This is a genomic window from Pseudoalteromonas sp. S1727, assembly GCF_005886375.1.
Taxonomy (GTDB): Bacteria; Pseudomonadota; Gammaproteobacteria; order Enterobacterales; family Alteromonadaceae; genus Pseudoalteromonas; species Pseudoalteromonas haloplanktis.
In genome coordinates this window covers 1-15,183 of the sequence record NZ_PNDT01000086.1, presented here as the reverse complement: position 1 = coordinate 15,183, position 15,183 = coordinate 1, and the positions used below count along the sequence as shown (strand labels likewise).

Below are 15,183 nucleotides of genomic sequence, written 5' to 3'. Positions count from 1 at the left end.
TTCGAGTACGTTTACCGATTAACTTAACTATCTACCCTTTCTAGCGGGTTAAATAAAGCGCTAACTGCGTTATACCAATCGACTTAAATATTTAACCATTCTAGCGGGCTAAATAAAGCGCTAACTACGTTATAAATTTTATGTAGAACAACTACATATCAAAATTTATGCCTTGTTCTCACTCCATTTATTTGTCGCTATAAATGGTCAGTAACTTAACACGATTGGTATAAATTAAACACGCATAAGATTTTAAAGCGGCTATTAGTTGGACAACGCTGTTTTTATTTTATGAGAGCGAGAACGATTACAGTCACTTTTTTATTGCTTAGTTACAAACCAGTTCTAGGTATTTTTGATTTTGACTTAAGGTGAGTTTGGCGCTGTTGGGAATATTCATCCCAATGAGTGAGTTATTATCAGTAGCTAAGCAGCCGCAGTAATGTGTGCAAAGGCATCAGGAATGAGTAAATGCTGCTACTTAGTGGTTTACGCTAATATATTTGTAATTACGCTCACTTGCAATGGGTTAACCGCCTGGCAAAAACAATGTGCTCGTAAAACTCTAAGGCCTGTTTATCTCTCTCGCTTGAATTTACAGTTGTATGTGAAAATTTTGCCCTTTGTATGAGTGAATTTAAACCATCAAAGGTCCGCAGGTATTAGACTAAAGTCGATAGGTTAATTTTCTTCACCTATCGAGTTTATTTTTATCGTTTGTCGAAATTGAGCTAACACTCTAAAGTTCAATTGTCGGCAACACAGACGACACGACTCAGGTAAACAATCAAATAGGCAATTAGGAAAATAATCATGAAACGTACACTAATCAAAACCATCGCACTTAGCTCATTATTAACTTGCTCAGCCGCTGCAATGGCAGGTGGCAGTGATTACAAATTAATGGTTATTGAAACGGCAACTGCACCACAACCTCTTGAGCAGTCATTTAACAGCTGTGCCCTGAATGTTAAATCAAAAAACTACGAGCAAGCAGAAGCAATATGTACTAAAGCAATTGCGCTATTAAAAGAAAGCCGTGAGTCAAAGCTTAAAGTACGCGAGCTTACTTCATACGCCTTAAGTAATCGTGGTGTGTCACGCATGATGGCTAAAAACGATGCTGCTGGCTTATCAGATTTATACGAAGCAGCGCAAATTGCTGACAGTGCAATGGTTTCTCATAATCTTACCCGCGCTAAAGAATACCTTTCTTTATAAAACGTACAATGTATAGAAAAACCCATATTGCTCAGGCAATATGGGTTTTTGTGTTTTAATTCGTATGATGTAGTTAAATTAAAATGAGTCGTTTTATCTGCTCGTCAATTTTCAAGGAAAGTTAGGTGTTTATTCGCAAATTCACACAGCTAGATTACCCAGCCGTAAAAGAAATTTATCAACAAGGCATCGATACCGGCAATGCCACATTTCAACTTATTAGTAAAACGTGGGATGAATGGCATAATTCTATGCATGATCATTCTCGCCTTGTGGCTGAAGACAATGGTCATGTTTGTGGTTGGGCTGCTTTGTCACCAGTATCTAATCGAGATGTGTACTCAGGCATCGCTGAAGTGAGTGTCTATGTGTCTAAAGCAGCGCAAGGAAAAGGAATAGGCCATAAACTATTAGCACAGCTTATCGTAGAGTCTGAAAAAAATAATATATGGACGCTACAAGCGGCTATTTTTCCAGAAAATCTAGCGAGTATTCAACTCCATTTAAATAATAACTTTCGCCGACTTGGTATTCGTGAAAAGCTTGGCAAAATGCATGATACTTGGCGTGATGTTGTTCTTCTGGAAAGACGAAGCCAAATTATCGGTATTAGTTGATGAGTTAGGTAATTAAAAAGCCGTTGTTAAAACAACGGCTTTTTAGTAGTTTACTGTTTAAACGTTAAGTTACATTACTCGCATGCCAGGCTCTGAGCCATCATCTGGATTGAGTATATAAATTTCTTTACCGCCAGGGCCTGCAGCTAACACCATGCCTTCTGACATACCAAAGCGCATTTTCCGTGGTTTTAAGTTTGCCACCATCACAGTGAGTTTGCCTTCGATATCTTCTGGCGCGTACGCTGATTTAATACCTGCAAATACTTGGCGTGTTTCACCGCCCAAGTCGAGGGTTAGTTTTAGTAGCTTGTCAGCGCCTTCAACGTGCTCTGCTTTGGCTATTTTCGCTACGCGTAAATCTACTTTGGCAAAATCATCAAATTCGATTTCAGCGGCAATTGGCTCTTTAGCTAGTGGGCTATTAGGGTCTATTTTGTCTTTTGCGGCTAATAAACTTTCTTTTGATTCTTCAACCATTTTGTTCACTTTATCCATTTCAACACGTTGCATTAACGGTTTAAATTTATTAATAGGGTGGCTAACAAGCGCAGTTTGCGCGCCTTGCCAAGCTAGGCCGTCATTTAAGAAGTCTTCTACATTGGCCGCCATACCGGGTAATACTGGCTTTAAGTAAGTCATCAGCACGCGGAATAAGTTAAGTCCAAGCGAACAGACTTGGTGTGCTTCTTCTTGCTTTGTGTCGTCTTTAATTAATACCCAGGGAGCTGCGGTATCAATAAATTGGTTGGCTTTATCAGCAAGCGCCATTATTTCGCGAATTGCACGGCTGTAGTCACGGTTTTCATAGTGTTGAGCAACCGTCTCGCTAGCGGCTTGAAATTCAGCTAGTAATTGCGGCTCCATGACTGTGTCACTTAATTTACCGTCAAACTTTTTAGTAATAAAACCGGCACAGCGACTAGCGATATTAACCACTTTACCTACTAAGTCTGAATTTACACGTTGTGCAAAATCTTCTAAGTTTAAATCAAGATCGGTAATACCACTGTTTAGTTTAGCAGCGTAGTAATAGCGCAAAAATTCAGGGTCTAAGTTATCTAAATAAGTACGCGCTTTGATAAACGTGCCTTTTGATTTAGACATCTTCGCGCCGTTAACGGTGACAAAACCGTGGGCGAATACATTGGTTGGTTTTCTGAATTTTGCGCCTTCAAGCATTGCTGGCCAAAATAAGCTGTGGAAATAGATGATGTCTTTACCGATAAAGTGATAAAGCTCAGCGTCTGACCCTTCTTGCCAAAATGCATCAAAGTCAATGCCTTGTTTGTCACACAGATTTTTAAAGCTGGCCATGTAACCAATTGGCGCATCTAACCATACATAAAAGTATTTACCTGGTGCGCCTGGAATTTCAAAACCAAAGTAAGGTGCATCACGGCTGATATCCCATTGCTGTAGACCATCGGCAAACCATTCGTCTAACTTGTTAGCCATTTCTTGTTGAATAGTACCCGAGTGCAGCCATTCTTTGAGCATGCCTTCAAACGCGGGTAAATCGAAAAAGTAATGCTCCGAATCTTTCAAAATCGGCTCAGCACCCGACATTACAGAGCGTGGGTTGATAAGCTCTGTTGGGCTGTATGTTGCACCACATGCGTCGCAGCTGTCGCCATTTTGGTCTTCAGACTTACATGTTGGGCATGTGCCGGTTACAAAACGATCGGGTAAGAAAATGCCTTTTTCAGGGTCAAATAGCTGGGAAATTGTGTGCTTTTTGATATGACCTGCGTCGTTTAAGCGATTATAAATAAGTTCGCTTAGTTCTTTGTTCTCTTGGCTGTGGGTACTGTGATAGTTATCAAATTTGATATTAAAATCAGCAAAGTCACGTTGACGCTCAATACTGACATTTTTAACCATTTCTTCCGGCGTGATCCCTTGCTTTTGCGCATTGAGCATTATTGGTGTGCCATGGGCATCGTCGGCGCAAACATAATAAGCTTCGTGGCCTTGCAGTTTTTGAAAACGTGACCAAATATCAGTTTGAATATATTCCAATAAATGGCCTAAATGTGTTGGGCCATTGGCATAAGGTAATGCGCTGGTAATGAGGATCTTTCGCTGTGCCATAATCATTCCGAATTGACGGTTCCGGTGAGGGAACGGATGAAAATCATAATATTATCAGCAAACCTAAAGGAAACACCTTAGTGGTTAGCCGATTTTCATTAATTGACTGGTGTTAATGCCCTGAATGTTACATAATTCCGAAGCAATTTTCATCAAAGAAACACTATTTTATTGCTATGTTTGGACTGTCGAAACTATTCTCTTCTAAATCGGTGCAAAAACAACCGATCATTGCTGCTTTAGCAGGGTATCGCAGTGCTGCTTTTGCAGTTGGCGTTGATGAAAAATTTATCAATGGTATTGAACTGCAAAGTGATCACTCAGTATTGCTCAATTTAACGCTGCCATTTGCTGCTCTGTCTGAAATGCCAAAAGTGGCTGAATTTGTCAGTCAAAAGCTAAAGCAAACCGTGGTGATCAACGCCCATGTTGAGCTGCCTAAGGCATGTAAATTTAAATCTATAAAACATATTGTACTGGTTGCATCTGGCAAAGGTGGGGTAGGTAAATCAACGACAGCTGTGAATTTGGCGGGCGCGCTTAATGCTGAAGGTGCTAAAGTTGGGATTCTAGATGCGGATATTTATGGTCCGTCTATTCCGATGTTACTGGGCTTAAGTGGCGCTGCGCCAACGGCACAAGATGATAAACAATTACTCCCATTCGATGCTAATGGTATTAAAGCACAATCAATTGGTTTTTTAGTCCCCAGTGACGACGCCACTGTATGGCGTGGGCCAATGGCCTCGGGGGCGGTTAATCAGTTACTTAACGAAACGGCATGGGGTGAACTTGATTATCTGATTGTGGATATGCCACCAGGCACCGGTGATATTCAATTAACAATGAGCCAAAAAGTGCCAGCCAGTGGTGCCGTTATTGTGACCACTCCACAAGATTTAGCATTGGCAGATGCACAAAAAGGCATTGCCATGTTTAATAAAGTCAATGTGCCAGTGTTAGGTATGATTGAAAATATGAGCCACTTTTTATGCTCGCACTGTGGTGAACCAAATCATGTATTTGGTAAGGATGGTGCAATTAAATTAGCTCAACGTCACGGTGTGCCTGTATTGTCGAAAATTCCACTGGCAATTGATATTCGTGAATACTCAGAGCAGGGCAAATTAATAGCAATGGATAACCAAGCTGCTGTGAGTAAAACGTATGCAGATGCTGCGCGTTTAATTGCCAGTACGCTTTACTATCAACAACCCCATCATGACTCAGTTGAGATTGTGATTACGGATGATTAACTAATGAGATTATCAGATACCCACATTAAAGAATATATTGCCCAACAACGTATTATTATTGAGCCAAGTCCAACGGATGAGATGATCTCTGGAGTAACGGTAGATTTACGCTTAGGTAATAAGTTTCGTGTATTTCAAGATCATACTGCTGCATATGTTGATTTAAGCGGTCCAAAGGATCAGCTTAATAAAGCGATGGAATCGATAATGAGCGATGAAATTGTACTAAAGGAGGGCGATGCGTTCTTTTTACATCCAGGTGAACTTGCACTGGCAGTGACTCATGAAAAAGTGACCTTACCTGCTGATATAGTTGGTTGGCTTGATGGTCGCTCGTCATTGGCCCGATTGGGGTTGATGGTACATGTTACCGCACATCGGATTGATCCAGGCTGGTCAGGAAATATTGTATTAGAATTCTATAATTCAGGTAAGTTGCCTCTTGCACTGCGACCGATGATGAAAATTGGTGCTATGAGTTTTGAAACGATGTCAGGGCCTGCTGAAAACCCGTACAACACGCGTAAAGATGCGAAGTATAAAGATCAAACCAGTGCGGTTGCCAGTCGTATCAGTGACGATAGCAATTAATTAAAATACAGTTCTAAAATAGGGGCTTACCGCAGTGTAAGCCTTGTTACTGCTTAAAAAACAATATCCATTGTGCTAATTACTGGCAATTTCACTTAATACTTCCATACTTTAGTTACCTTTTTGTAATACGCATAGCTAAATAATATTAAAGTAGATAATTCAATGTTTCATAAACGTAATATCGCGCATGACGTTGTAATCACTGCTTTGTTTTTAATGTTAATGATGTTCGAAAACTTGAAGCTAATTAGCTAGGTATGTTCAAAGCACATGGAGTGACAGTGGTTCAAGTAAGTACATTCGCACGAACAGTGTTCATCAATTTTTTGCTAGTACTTTTGAGTATTGCAGCCTCATCGTGTGTGAACGCTGCAAGTGATCCCACAGTTACTGGCTGGATTGTGCCAGCGAATGCTTCTTTTACAACGGTAAAACCTTTACTACAAAATGCAATAGCGACCCAAACGAAATCAGATTTAGCCCACGTTAGAATAAAAGCTAAGCAAGACTATTGGTTTATTATTGATTTATCGAAACAGGTGCAATCAAAGTTAGCTGTTATATATGCTGATAATGCTCATTTATCACACGTTGAGTTTTACACGTTAGATGATAACTTTGATCAGCTTGCGGCTGTAAATAATGATACTCACCGTCTAATTAATAAAGTGCTGCCGCACAGTGTATTTAACACGGATAGTGCGCATTGGGGGGTGATCTTTGCCCGCCACAATGATGATGGTTGGATCAATATTGGCTTTGCTTCTGACCAACAATTTATCGCGGTGGTAAACAGTAGGCTGCGAGATTTTATAATAATTACGGGCTTATTACTGCTATGCATTATAATCTCTAGCATCGTTTATATTTTGTCACAGCAAGCTAAATCAATTTATTTACTTGTTTATCTTGGCTGTGTATTAATTGAGTTTTTAATCGCACAAGGGGCATTCAATTATTTTAGTGGTGCACTTTTACCTATTTGGTATGCGAAGCTGCAGTTGTCACTTCAAGTAATTTCACTTGCGGTGGTTGTTGGGTGTTTTATCCATTACTTGCAGTCACGCAATATTATAAAACCACGGCAATATAAGTTATTAGCGTATGTTAGTTTATTATGTGTTACGGCAATATTAAGCTGCTTTATGAAGCAATCCGTCCATTTTATTGTGGTAACTTTAAGTTTGGGCTGTATGTTGGTATTACTAAGTTATTTATTTTTTTATTGGCGTACCCATACTAAGCAAGCAGCGTCGTATGAATTTTTAATAGTCGCGAGTGCTGTTATTTTACAAACATTGTGTTGGCAAGCTTCGTTAGTGGCAGGATCACCGTTATACCCATTTAACGAGTTGTTGATTGTCATAAATGCGTTGTTATTTGTGGTGATGTTGCTAAGCCATGAACGTAAACGGGTCAAACAATACACTTTTAGCCTCAGTCACGACGACGAAACAAAATTACCGAATAAACGGTTGCTTATAAAACGCCTTGATGGATTAGTAAAACTTGCTACTGCTCATTCCATATTGCTATTTAGGCCTGCAGTATTATTGAATGCGCGGGCTAATTTTGGTTATGAGCATGTCAATGAGCATATAAAAGTGACTATGGGTAAGTTAGCACAGCAGTTAGCTTCAATGAACGTATTGTGTGTTGAGACCAATAAACAAGGGTTAGATTGCATTGTAAGGCTTGATGACAGTACCTATGCAGTGGTGATAATAGGGAAATTAGAGTTAAGCCAAATTGAGCAGTTAGTATGTGTGATCAACAGTGTATTTGCAGATGGCATTACTCATAAACGGCTTCATTTAATTGATAAAGTTGATATAGGCGTAGCAAACTACCCATTACATGCAAGTACCTCTTCGCAACTGATCCAGCGTGGCTTACAAGCATTGGCTGCGAAGCCATTGCATGGCGAGCGTTGGCACATGTTTAATATCGAAAATGTGACTCTTTCGCAGCGCCGTATAGCCATTGCATCAGCCTTAAAAGAAGCGATTGAATGCGATCAACTTAGCTTGTTTTTTCAACCGCAGGTTGACTTAAATACAGGAAAAATACATGGCGGTGAAGCTTTATTGCGTTGGGCTCATCCACAATTGGGGCATGTGCCGCCAGATTTATTTATTCCGATAGCTGAATCGGCGGGGATGATCTCAGATCTAACCGAATGGGTTATTACCCAAGCCTTGCTCTATCAAAAACAAATCACCGCATTATTACCGGAGCATATTGTTTCAATCAATATCTCTGCTAAAGATTTGCTGCGTAAAGATTTACCAGTGTTATTTATTACTCTGTTAGATGAGTTTAAGCTCAATGCCAATAACATCATGTTAGAGCTGACTGAGTCAGCGACGCTTTTTGAAGGTGTAGACATAAAGAATGCACTCAATGATTATCGCTTAATTGGGGTTAAAATAGCCATTGATGATTTTGGTACAGGTTATTCATCGTTGGCATATCTAAGCAAAATGGGCTTTGATGAAATAAAAATAGATAAGCAGTTTGTGATGAACATTGAGTATTCAAAGAACGACCAAACTATTTGTCGGGCAACGTGCGATATAGCTAAATCATTGGGCTCTTATGTGGTTGCTGAAGGAATTGAAGACAGTCAAAGTATGGTTAAATTGCAAAGTTACGGTTGTGAAATTGGCCAAGGCTATTATTTTTCACGGCCTTTAGCGTTTGATGCATATATGCTGTGGCTTGAGCAACACCTTGAAACCACGCCGTTAGTTACAAGCGATGGGCAAACAGTAACTGACCTAATTGAGAAAAATAATTATTAAGTGCTTTATTACAGGTTATTAACGTGTCACTGTCAGGATAAATAAGGCCTGATCCACTGATATCTGATACTAAAAAATGATTAATGATTTGCTCGTTATGGGCTATACAGGCTTCAAAACAACGTGCAGCTAACTCTTCAGGCATACTCATATAATATTGGCCATGATGTTTATCATATGCAATACATTGTTGAACATAGTGGTTGGCATTTTTACCGCTTGGTTCTAAAAATACGCCTTGGTAAAATTGATTTAACGCTAAGTTAAGCGGATGAGATGGCACTAGAGTATGCTCAAGCCATAACTTGGATGCAAAATAGCTCTTAGGGTGTTCTGGAAAAACCAGACCTGCAATATGATGGTCAAAAGCATGAAACCATTCGTGGGCGAGGGCACCACCACCGGCATTTTTTGCCAGAGCTAGAGTACGTGTGCGGCTATTATAATGCGCTTGGACGTTTTGTTGCCCACCGTGACCAAATGCAAAGTTTAGTTTTCCTCGAAGGCCAATCGCGCTGGGAGGGAGTTGCAAAATCTGTGCTAAATCAGCCAGCGCATCATAGATCAGATTAGCACTAATAAACCGCTCTTCTTTATTAACCCACTTCCCTACCACCATAGTACGAAAACCAAATGTATCGCGAATATCGTTAAAATCAACTTGGTCATCAAAGCGATAATCAGGGCCGTGGCGATAAAATCCGCGCTTTAAGCGACTTCTAACCGTCATTTTGCTTGATAACGCGCTTTAACATGTTCAGGCATAAACTGAGTTTGTTTATTATTAAGCGCATCCAATGCTTGATATAAGCCCGTTGTATTGGCATTTTCAATTAACATCAAGCTATGCGCTACGGCTTCTAAGGTAGACAAACTATCTGCACGAGGCGCTTTACGGATACGGTAGCGATTTTTTGGAATGGTGGCAAAACTGACTTTTTTAAAGTTGTTTAATGAAGGTGTTAACTGCATTATTTTAAATGCTTTTTTCCATGTACCATCCAGTACAATTAAATGACTCAATTGCTCGGCGAATGTTTTTGTTGCTATACCAGCATCATCTAATAACACGGCATCTTGATCTGGGTAGAGCAGTGCTGTTGATGCGACAGGTAATGCTTCTAATAGGCTGAAATCAGCCTGTGTTTCACCGATAATGAGCTCACATTGACTAAGGCACAATGTGAGTAAGCGTGCGGTGTTTTTACTGACTTTTATTTCGTTAGGGTCCTGTAAAATAATAATTTTAAGTTTATTATCAAGCACGGACAAATCTTCACAAAGACACGTTGATAAGCTAAATTTACAGTGTTCACACAGCGTACGAGACATAAAATAATCTATTTAATCGTCAATAATTGAAAAACCATTTAATTATACGCGGAATGAGACTATTAGTTGGTTTTTTTTCGAGACAACGATAAAGTATAGAATTAACATAGGTTACTGATGTAGTGCTGCATGAGTAAAAAAAGGATAAAAAATGAATACGATCATCATTGATGAAAATGCATTGGAAAGTATGGAATCGTTATTAGGAGAGCAATTTAGCGATACATTGGTATTTTGTTGCGCTGAATTTGAACGTTTAGGCTCAGAAGTATTAGCCACTATCCATAATGATATTCAAGTTGCCAGTCGCCATGCGCACAGTTTGAAGTCAAACGCGGCGCAATTTGGCGCCAGTAGTTTATCTGATGTGGCAAGGGAAATAGAGCAAAGCTTAAACAGTAATAACTTAGCGCAGGCAATTGAGGCATCACAATTACTCGATAGTCAAGTTGCAGGTTCAAAAGCTAAGTTAACTGATTGGTTGCAAAGTCGTTAGATACTCAGACGTGAATTTATTTCAGTTTTAAGGCCATAAATACACTAGTATTTGGCCCCTTTGCTAGGGTAATCTAGTTGTTCCACTAGTAGAGGTAAAAATGTCAGAAATTAAAAAGAGTCATAAATTACAAGGCGTTTGTTATGACATTCGTGGGCCCGTATTAGTACAGGCACGCAAAATGGAAGATGAAGGCCAAAAAGTTTTAAAATTGAATATTGGTAATCCCGCGGCATTTGGCTTTGATATGCCAGAAGATATGCATCGTGATATTATTCGTAACCTTTATTCGGCCCAAGGCTATTGTGACTCGAAAGGCCTCTACTCAGCCCGTGTGGCTATTTATCAGCACTATCAACAACGCGGTTTATATAATTTAGACGTCGATAATATTTATATTGGCAACGGCGTCAGTGAATTAATTCAAATGACGACCCAGGCGTTACTTAATAATGATGATGAAGTGTTGATCCCAGCACCTGATTACCCGTTATGGACTGCGTCAGTTAAATTGGCAGGGGGTAATCCTGTTCATTATTTATGTGATGAAGAACAAGACTGGTTCCCTGATATTGCTGATATTCGTAGTAAAATCACCTCAAAAACTAAAGCCTTGGTGTTGATCAACCCAAATAATCCAACGGGTGCAGTATACGATAATGCCTTATTACAGCAGCTTATAGATATTGCGAGAGAACATAAGTTGTTGTTATTAAGTGATGAGATTTACGAGAAGATTTTATATGACGGTATCACACACAGCTCAATAGGCGCATTATGCGATGATGTACCAATCATTACATTTAATGGTTTAGCTAAAACTTATCGCGCAGCTGGGTTACGTATGGGCTGGATGGTGCTCAGTGGCCGAACGGCGATGATGGATGATTTACGCAAAGGTTTAGATATTTTAGCATCAATGCGTTTATGTGCTAATGTGCCAGCGCAATACGCTATTCAGCAAGCATTAGGTGGTGTGCAATCAATTGATGATTTAATCAATCCTGGAGGGCGCCTGTATGAGCAGCGCGATATTGCATGGCGTGGTTTGAATGCGATTGAGGGGATTTCTTGTACCAAACCCAAAGGAGCTTTGTATGCATTTGCTAAAGTAGATACAGAACGTTTTAATATCAAAAATGATGAAAAAATGATTCTTGATTTACTCAAAGCGGAAAAAATATTATTAGTGCATGGTAGGGCATTTAACTGGCCAACCCCAGATCATTTTAGGTTGGTGTTTTTACCAAATAAAGATGATTTAACCACCGCGATGGGTAAGATGCAGCGCTTTTTTAATCATTATCGACAAAGCTAAGCCAGTGATTCTGGGATCTGAAAAAAGAAAAAGCGAGTTCATCATTTAATGATGACTCGCTTTTTTAATGAAACTAATTTGTTGCGATCAGTAGGCTTTATCAACGCGGACGGTATTATCTGATAAATACACTAAGCGTACGCTGTCACCGGTGTTAAAAGTCATTTGACTGTCTTTGTCTTGCACCACCATAAATTGTTCACCGTTTTCAACTTTGATCATCAATTCAACCAAATGATATTGGTTATAATGACTGCCTTGTTGGCGGTTATGTGCAACGCTGCCACCAATTACAGAGCCTAAAATTGTTGCTGCCGTGCGACCGCTACCGCCGCCAAATTGATTACCGATCACACCACCAAGTAAGGCACCACCAAAGGTTTTCCAACCACTATTTTTGTCTTGCACGAGCTCTTGTTCAGTAATGTTACGCACTGATTGCACATTACCAAACAGGACTTGCTGTACAGGCACAGCTTTATTGCGTTCGTATGCCGCAAAGCTTGGACTGCTGATGATAAGGGCTGTACACAGCCCCATTATTAATTTATTCATCATTTACCTCCTAAGCTGAATTACCAGCCAAAGGTTGATTTCTCACGGGTTTTACGAATTTCAGTTTCGTCAGCCCATTCTACTAAGCCACTTTTTAAATCCATTAAGCGCATTGTAAATTTATAGTAGACATCAGCTTTATCTTCGTTTGACTTAACGATGCTTGATAAGTTGCCATACAGCATATATTGCGCGCCGACTTGCTGACCAAAAGCTACTGCCGTTGAAGGGTCAACTAATGCATCTACATTTTGAAAGTTAAGTTGCTCTCTTACCGCTTCTACACGACCCATATCAACAAAGCGAAACTTGCCACTGCGAAGTAGTTGAGTTGAAATTGAATCAGTGATTGATTCAGTATCAATGTGCTCACTGGTTTTGTTTTTAATTCGCTCAACAAATACTACTGGGCGTGTATTTGCTGTCATAGTGCCCACTACAGGAGATGCCAGCAGTGAGTCGGTCATTTGTGTGGCGACTTTTTGTAAGTCGGTTGAACCAAAGTTAATATCAGTCGTTTCAACGGCTTGTGCATCACCATAGCTGACCACAGCTTTATTCGCACAGCCACTGAGTGCGAGAGCGCTTAAGCCAAGTAAAACAAAACCAGAGAGTGCTTTTAATGTAGGTTTTTTCGTTATGTTTACAGTATTCATAGTGGTGTCCTTTACTTTTTAAATTCTTGTGCTTCGGTCGATACTTCGCGAACAGCTAATGAAAATGTGACTGCATCGGATGTGGGGGCAAGACCCGGTAGTTGCATATTGGCAAAGCCAAATAAAGTCAGTGCTTGCCAAGGCGAGTGATTGCCTTTGATCACAAACCCATCAGCGTCGTACCAAGTAAATTGGTACTGCAAATATTGCGACTTTTTATATTGGCTAGACAGTGTCACCACGACATCGGTTAACTGATTAGTTTGACGAGTTTTTACATCTGTAATGGCCAGTTTTTTAGCCAGATCAGGGTTATCTACTTTTAACTGTTGTTGATATTGTGCTGAAGCTTGTTCAACACCAATACCTGAGGTGGTTGGCCTACTACTACAAGCTGCCAGTAGACACACCGCTAATAATGGCACTAAATATTTCATGGTAGCTCCTAAAGTTGCACTACGTGAGAATTAAAATAGTTGTTAATAGAGGTTAGATAAATCAAGGTTAACCCTTGCTTACTAACGGTAAAGTTTATGCTGTTATGAGCGCCAAATGTTAATACATGGTCGCCCGCTGAAAGTTGGGTACGTGCGACACTTATTTGATTAGGCAATGTCAACCAACTGCGAGTATCAGCTTGCTCTGAGGCCAGGTTGTAAATATTCGCAAGAATATTGCCGACATCGCCACCACTGCGTGCCAATTCCGCACGTACTTTTTCTTTTGCGACTAAACGCAAGATTTGCCGAGAAACCCGAGCCGGTGTTTGCTCCTCAAGGGTCTTTGCCGCTAATGCTTCAAGGCGCACTAAAGGACTGAGCGGTAAAACGTGTGCCGCGATACGTATTTCATTGATCGCCGGAACATAGGCGTTATCTTTATATACAGGCATTGCTAAGCTGTAAAAACGCGCATCACCGCCAGATGTATAAATCGGTAAACGCAAAACAAATTCATCTTTTTCTGGTACCAAACCTTGTTCGATTAACACCACAACATCACCGCTGTTGTCGGCCTGCTTAGTTGGCTCACCAAAGCGTTTTTTATACTCCACAAAATCTTGATCAAAACCTTGTTTTTTAGCTAGGTATAATACATCTTGCTGTAAATATGCATTGTCAGGGTTGATTTCTAACGCCTTCTTATAATCAATATAGGCATCATCGAACTGTTTATTGCTTTGATAGAGCAAACCTGAGAGATAAAACGTAAAGGCATTTTGGTAGCCATTCTTTACGTTTTTAATTACATCATCCATACTGGGGTAATGCTTTTGCGCTTCTTTAACACTGGCATCAATATCATCTTGGTTCGCCGTTAACACATCAGTTTGTACTTTATTAGCGCGGCGAACTTCAACTAACGCACCTTCAACATCATTTTTAAAAACATAACCAAGCGCTTTGTAGCTGTGCAACATACTCATTTCGTATGGGGCAGGTGTATACGCGATGACAGAGTCATTGGTTAACAGTGCGTTGCTTTGTTCAAGCCCAGCACTGAGTTGTACTTTTGCAGCTTGGCGCTTAATTTCCATTTGTTGATAGACAGCTTCGTAGTATGGCTGTGCGGTATCATATTGATTACTCAAGTTATTTAAACGAGCCTGCTCTAATTGATTAAGCAAGTAGTTACTGTGGGATGGCCCGTTAGTTGGCAATAGTTGCTGGGCTTGAGCTAGGTCATTGCTATTAATGGCTTGGCGTACAGGCGTCATTTGACTGGCGTAATCGGTAAATAGATCACCCAACCCGATGGTACTGCAGCCACCTAAAATAGCACAAAAACCAAAAATAACACTACGTTGCACATGGCACTCCTTTTATCACCGTTAATACAGATTAGCATAATCTGATTTAAGGGTGATGATAAACAATGTAAAAAATCGTAGCTGCAAACTTATATTTATGAAACCAAGTTGAAATAGATCCCGGCGGTATGCGGTCTTGCTGTATGTAGTACCTATAATTACATAATCAGAGGAATACAATTATGAAGAAATTTACTGGGGCAGCAATGGCGGTAATGGTTGCAGGTTTAGTTGGCTGCAATAGCACTGAAGCTGAAACATCGTCCGTAGCCGCGGCTAATACTGGGGCAGCAACAACGGATTTAGTGCATTGTTATGATGTTAATGTATGTGGAGGTCATAATGATTGTAAAACGGCTGAAAATGCTTGTGCGGGTCATGCCTCTTGTAAAGGTACTGGTTTTGTTGCTATGCCAGCAAAGTCTTGTGC

At 40.1% G+C, this 15,183-nt stretch carries 15 protein-coding genes; 8 read left to right on the top strand and 7 right to left on the bottom strand.

From position 1 onward, the window contains the following. The first annotated feature begins 813 nt into the window (after nt 1-813). Both CWB85_RS17165 and CWB85_RS17160 read left to right on the top strand, forming a co-directional pair. On the top strand, nt 814-1,221 hold the full coding sequence (locus CWB85_RS17165) for a hypothetical protein (RefSeq protein WP_016709287.1): 408 nt from the start codon (nt 814-816) through the stop codon (nt 1,219-1,221). A 125-nt stretch (nt 1,222-1,346) separates the two neighbouring features. Continuing rightward, nucleotides 1,347-1,838, top strand: coding sequence for a GNAT family N-acetyltransferase (locus tag CWB85_RS17160; RefSeq protein WP_016709288.1), 492 nt, complete (start codon nt 1,347-1,349; stop codon nt 1,836-1,838). A gap of 69 nt (nt 1,839-1,907) precedes the next feature. Here the strand turns inward: CWB85_RS17160 and metG are convergent, their stop codons facing one another. Continuing rightward, the gene (metG, locus tag CWB85_RS17155; RefSeq protein ID WP_138555538.1) at nt 1,908-3,932 is read right to left on the bottom strand and encodes a methionine--tRNA ligase; all 2,025 of its coding nucleotides are present in this window, start codon (nt 3,930-3,932) and stop codon (nt 1,908-1,910) included. A 176-nt stretch (nt 3,933-4,108) separates the two neighbouring features. Between metG and apbC the strand changes: the two genes are divergently transcribed. The 3 genes from apbC (at nt 4,109) to CWB85_RS17140 (ending at nt 8,586) form a co-directional block, all read left to right on the top strand. After that, a complete protein-coding gene (apbC, locus tag CWB85_RS17150; protein ID WP_016709290.1) occupies nt 4,109-5,188 on the top strand; it encodes an iron-sulfur cluster carrier protein ApbC in 1,080 nt (359 codons plus the stop codon). Between the two features lie 3 nt (nt 5,189-5,191). After that, nucleotides 5,192-5,779 (top strand): dCTP deaminase, encoded by a 588-nt coding sequence (gene dcd / locus CWB85_RS17145; RefSeq protein ID WP_016709291.1) that lies wholly within the window; start codon nt 5,192-5,194, stop codon nt 5,777-5,779. Nucleotides 5,780-6,063: 284 nt separating this feature from the next. After that, nucleotides 6,064-8,586 carry an EAL domain-containing protein gene (locus CWB85_RS17140; RefSeq protein ID WP_171039031.1) on the top strand — a complete coding sequence of 841 codons (2,523 nt, stop codon included), beginning with the start codon at nt 6,064-6,066 and terminating at the stop codon, nt 8,584-8,586. Here CWB85_RS17140 and CWB85_RS17135 read toward each other — a convergent pair. Both CWB85_RS17135 and CWB85_RS17130 read right to left on the bottom strand, forming a co-directional pair. Next, a complete protein-coding gene (locus CWB85_RS17135) occupies nt 8,534-9,316 on the bottom strand; it encodes a CLCA_X family protein (RefSeq protein ID WP_016709293.1) in 783 nt (260 codons plus the stop codon). The two genes, CWB85_RS17140 and CWB85_RS17135, sit on opposite strands and share 53 nt — an antisense overlap. Beyond that, nucleotides 9,313-9,918, bottom strand: coding sequence for a tRNA-uridine aminocarboxypropyltransferase (locus CWB85_RS17130; RefSeq protein WP_016709294.1), 606 nt, complete (start codon nt 9,916-9,918; stop codon nt 9,313-9,315). The genes CWB85_RS17135 and CWB85_RS17130 overlap by 4 nt, the downstream gene beginning before the upstream one ends. A 151-nt stretch (nt 9,919-10,069) precedes the next feature. On the opposite strand from CWB85_RS17130, the gene CWB85_RS17125 reads away from it, so the two are divergent. Both CWB85_RS17125 and CWB85_RS17120 read left to right on the top strand, forming a co-directional pair. Then, entirely contained in the window at nt 10,070-10,414 is a 345-nt protein-coding gene (locus CWB85_RS17125) for an Hpt domain-containing protein (protein WP_016709295.1), read from the top strand. Between the two features lie 100 nt (nt 10,415-10,514). After that, nucleotides 10,515-11,732: a pyridoxal phosphate-dependent aminotransferase gene (locus CWB85_RS17120; protein WP_016709296.1), complete on the top strand. Its 1,218-nt coding sequence runs from the start codon at nt 10,515-10,517 to the stop codon at nt 11,730-11,732. Nucleotides 11,733-11,819: 87 nt separating this feature from the next. Here CWB85_RS17120 and CWB85_RS17115 read toward each other — a convergent pair whose 3' ends face one another. From CWB85_RS17115 to CWB85_RS17100, 4 genes are read right to left on the bottom strand one after another with little or no spacing between them, the layout of a single operon-like run. Beyond that, nucleotides 11,820-12,287: an outer membrane lipoprotein gene (locus tag CWB85_RS17115; RefSeq protein ID WP_016709297.1), complete on the bottom strand. Its 468-nt coding sequence runs from the start codon at nt 12,285-12,287 to the stop codon at nt 11,820-11,822. A 20-nt stretch (nt 12,288-12,307) separates the two neighbouring features. Then, the gene (gene lpoB, locus CWB85_RS17110; protein WP_138555536.1) at nt 12,308-12,943 is read right to left on the bottom strand and encodes a penicillin-binding protein activator LpoB; all 636 of its coding nucleotides are present in this window, start codon (nt 12,941-12,943) and stop codon (nt 12,308-12,310) included. Nucleotides 12,944-12,954: 11 nt separating this feature from the next. Then, nucleotides 12,955-13,380: a YcfL family putative periplasmic lipoprotein gene (locus tag CWB85_RS17105; protein WP_016709299.1), complete on the bottom strand. Its 426-nt coding sequence runs from the start codon at nt 13,378-13,380 to the stop codon at nt 12,955-12,957. Nucleotides 13,381-13,388: 8 nt separating this feature from the next. Beyond that, nucleotides 13,389-14,753, bottom strand: a complete 1,365-nt coding sequence (locus tag CWB85_RS17100; protein WP_138555535.1) for a COG3014 family protein — start codon at nt 14,751-14,753, stop codon at nt 13,389-13,391. Nucleotides 14,754-14,935: 182 nt separating this feature from the next. Here CWB85_RS17100 and bufA2 point away from each other — a divergent pair. Next, on the top strand, nt 14,936-15,183 hold a 248-nt coding region (gene bufA2, locus CWB85_RS17095), incomplete at its 3' end, for a BufA2 family periplasmic bufferin-type metallophore (protein ID WP_502705318.1).